Source organism: Candidatus Glassbacteria bacterium, from assembly GCA_019456185.1.
Classification (GTDB): Bacteria; Gemmatimonadota; Glassbacteria; order GWA2-58-10; family GWA2-58-10; genus JAJRTS01.
Genome location: VRUH01000109.1, coordinates 1 through 3,884 on the forward strand (window position 1 = coordinate 1; position 3,884 = coordinate 3,884).

Here is a 3,884-nt window from a genome sequence, read left to right on the forward strand (position 1 = left end):
GGCCGCGAGACAGAGGCCATACGGGCTCAGGAGCGGGCGATGCGGCGGCTGCGAGCCGTCGGCCCTGCTGCCTTCACGCAGGGGATGCTTTTCGGCCCTGCCGGCGGGAGACAGCGCCAGCTGCCCCCAGGTCGTGGCTTCCCACCCGTCTTGCCGGTCGGCGGTGGCTACCCTGTCCGCCCGGCGCTGCCGCCGGGTCCGCCGCCGCCTCTTCAGATCCGTCGTGGGCCGCAGCTTGCCCTCCCGGCCGCAGGGGAGACATCGGGGCGCTTGATCGATGCACAGGGGGAGTCCGCACGCCGGGCGGCTAGTGGTTTTAAAGCCTATGAGAGCGCACAGGGTGCGGTGCGCAAAGGTCAAGTACCACTCAACAAAAGCATCTCCGAGGCGATGTTCATTCAGGGCCGGGCGAATACCCAGTACCAGCGTTTTGGCGCGCTCAGCTCGGAGTGGATTGGCGCTGCCTCACGAGGTGCGACGACGATCCAGGAGCTGGGCCGTCAGACGGCGATCACGATCGGGAAGTTCGGTGGCTGGCTGGTAGCGGGGGGGCTGCTTTTCACCGCCCTTGGAGCGATACGACAGATCGGCACGGGCGCGATCAAAGCGTCTTCGGGGGTTCTCGAACTTCAGCGTGTAGTCAAAGACCTTGATCCCGAGCTAGCGAAGGCTCAGTTCCGTGAACGCGCTGAGCGATTCAATGTTCCGATCGAGATAGTGAGCGGTGCTGCATTCGAGTCCGGGAAAGTCTTCAAGGATCAGAACGACGCTCTCGAAGCAACTGAGGCGACACTGTACGCGGTCAAAGTCGGGGAGCTGGAGTATGCAGAGGCGTCCCGCTATCTCAACGCCATCCTCCGCGGGTTCAATCTAGAGGCCAAGGACTCCAAGGTCATCTTTGACCAGATCAATGCGGCTCAGAACGAATTCGGCATCTCAATCCGAGACAGCGCAGCCGGCATCGCCAAAGCCGCAGGTACCTACCGTGCCGCTGGGGGTGACTTCAACAGCCTACTGGCGATCATCGCTACGGCTCAGAAAGCCACGGGGCAGTCAGGTCAGGTGGTGGGAACCGCGATCGCCAGGGCGCCGAACTTCTTGCGCCAGGAGTCGAACCGCAAAACGCTTGAGGGCTTCGGTATCGACGCGCGCCAGGGCATCGATGAGGTCATCGAACAGGCGTTCGAGAAGGCCCAGAGTCTGTCGGGCGAGCGTCTCCAGGAGCTGGCATCGGCGATTTTCGGACCGCAGTATGGAGCGCGGATCGGGACGCCGCTCCTCCAGAACTTTGAACAGTACCAGGAGGTCCTGAACAAAACTTCACCCGAGAAGGCCCGCGGCTCCTCGCAGCGAGAGCTGAACATTTTGCTTGGTCAGTTCGATGAACTGCTGAAAAAAATCGTCACCGAGCTGGAAATTCTGGGCTCCAATCTTGAGCAGGCCGGGTTCCTCGATATCTTTGGAGCTGGGGTGAAAATGCTCGGTCAGTTCTTGTCCGGTGTGAACAGCCTGTTGGAACTGTTCAATTCCTTACCTACACCTCTCCGCAAAACACTGGCCATTCTTACCCAGCTCTATGCGACCGTCAAGCTTCTGCGTCACTTCAACCTTGGCGAATCCTTCGGAGAGGGCACGGTTAAACGACGGGCGTTTACCTCGCCGGATCAGTTCAAAAAGCTTTATGGCGAGGATCTGCGCGGGCAGATCGGCGCCCTCGTCAATGAGCGTGAGCGTGCCACCGTCACTGCGTCACGGGCGGCGATTGGACTTGGCAACGTCGAGCGTCAGGCTGTCGTAGCGGAGGGCGAATACGCCAGGCTTGTTGGTGTTCATGGCATCCAGTCCCAGGAGGCGCTCGTCCAGCAGCAGGTGGTAAATCGTACCCAGGTGGCTAAGAACAGCGCAGAGGAGAGACTGTTGGCTGCGCAGCTCGCTGAGCAGGAGATTCTGGTAGCCCAGAAAATCGCTGAAGATAAAAGCACTGCACTGGCTGGCGCGCGCAATGAGGCGGCGGCGCGTGGGGTCGCGGTGCGCTATGGCGATACGGTTTCGACTACATTCAATCGCCCGGTCACGGCAGCTCAAGCGGCGCAAGAACGCGGTCTTCGCTTTACCGAGGGTGAGGGCGGTATTCCGAAGGTCGTTCCCGTTCCAGGAGCGGGGGTGGGGGGTGCGACTAGGTTCGTCGGTTCAGCCACAGGTGAGATCTCTGACTTGACCGGGCGCGAAAGTATTCTGCGCAGTCGGCTCCGTGACACTGGACGTGCGTACAAAGCTCTAGGCAAATCACAGTTTCGCATTAAACCGCCACTGATTACTCTGGTGGGTGGTGCAGGGAAAGCAAGTACGGCACTCAAACAAACTAGTCGCCTGGTAAAAACTACCGCAGTGGTTGGGATGAACCGGGCTGGTCTGGCGATCGGCAGGGCAGGAACCGCTTTGCGGGGTCTTGCGCGCTCGGGCTATGCGCTAATCGGTGGACCGTTTGGCCTGCTTATCGGCGGTCTCTTCGCGATAACAATGTGGGGTGACGACCTTGGCAGGGCAATTGCTGGTGGTCAGGAACTAATCGATGCACAAGCGAACGAATTCAAACCTAAAAGCGCCAAAGCCTTGCGCAAAAACCTGGAGCCCTTCAAGGCTGCTACAAATAAGGAGTTGGAAGAAGGTCAGAAGTTGTTTGAAGATTTTGGAATTGAAGCGGCAAAAATCCCCGGTAGTGAATTCACCATAAACCAGGCGCGTCGAGCCCGTCAAGAACAGCGAAACCAGAGGGCGCGCCAGGAGCAGGATCTCCCCGCTGCTCAGCTTCTGCCCGATCAGCTTGAAGAAGAGGTAAAAAGCTTACGGTCATTCACTCTTGGCTCAAAAAAGTTCCGTGAGCAGTTCAAACGTGTGCGGGAAGAGTTCGAGCTTGCCGATAAGGATGCTGACCCCAAAGGCTTTAAAGAGGCTAGGGCAAAACTAGGTGCGCTCGGATCTAAACTGGTCAATCAAAGCATTCTGGTTGCGGATTCACTGAAGGGCTTCACCAAGGATGGGCGAGAAGCACTCATCAAACAGCTCGACATTCTTGGCCCAACCTTAGCGGGAGGTCCAACATTCGCACCAGGGAAAGCCCGCCGACGATTCGTTGGCAAAACCCAGAAGAGCGTTGTTCGCGACCTTACAGAAGGGACCGCCAAAGATCGCGCAGAGGCGATCGAGCGTCTGGGCCAAGCGTCCGAGGAACTTGCCACGTTTGGCAAAGAAGAGTTCGACTTGGCCATGAAGTTCGCTCGAACCCAGCGTCAACGGCACGGTGCCTATGGCAACTACATCGATCAGCTGAGACGCTCTCAGCAGCTAATTCGGCGCCAGGGTCGCACTGGGCGAGAGGACCTCCTTGGCGACCTCGCGAAAGCTGAAGCGGAGGTAGAGAGGCTCGAAAGGGGCTTCCCCATCGACCGTACTAGAGAGGAACCTGGAGGGGTTAGACAGGCCAAGCTACGAGACTCCGGGGATAGGCGTCAAAAACGACTCAAAGTTGCGCGAGCCGGCGTGCGCAAACTCAATAAAGCACTCGACGTTCTCGACAAACTCCAGCGGCGGCAGCTTGCTGAATTCAACGCGATGATCCGGGAAATTCGTCTGGAAGAAGTTCAGGAGGACATCAACCTCCTGGACGTTCGCAGCCAAATCAAGCAGGTGCGGATCGGCGACGAGAACCCCATCGCCCAGGCGCGTGAGGGCGTCCGTGCGGCCTCTGAGGCCCTGCGGCTGCTGCGTGGTGCCGGCGCCGATGACAAGGAACTCGCCAATGCCCTTCTTACCCTGCTTCAGTCCGAAGCCGACCTCCAGGACGCGATCGCAGACCAGGCTGAGGAACTGCGAGACGCCACCGC

1 protein-coding gene is annotated in these 3,884 nt (G+C 59.1%); it reads left to right on the top strand.

Annotated features, from left to right (window positions below; translation table 11 throughout):
* Nucleotides 1-39: 39 nt before the first annotated feature.
* Nucleotides 40-3,884 (top strand): phage tail tape measure protein (locus tag FVQ81_18080; GenBank protein ID MBW7998441.1); only part of this gene is annotated, 3,845 nt, incomplete at its 3' end.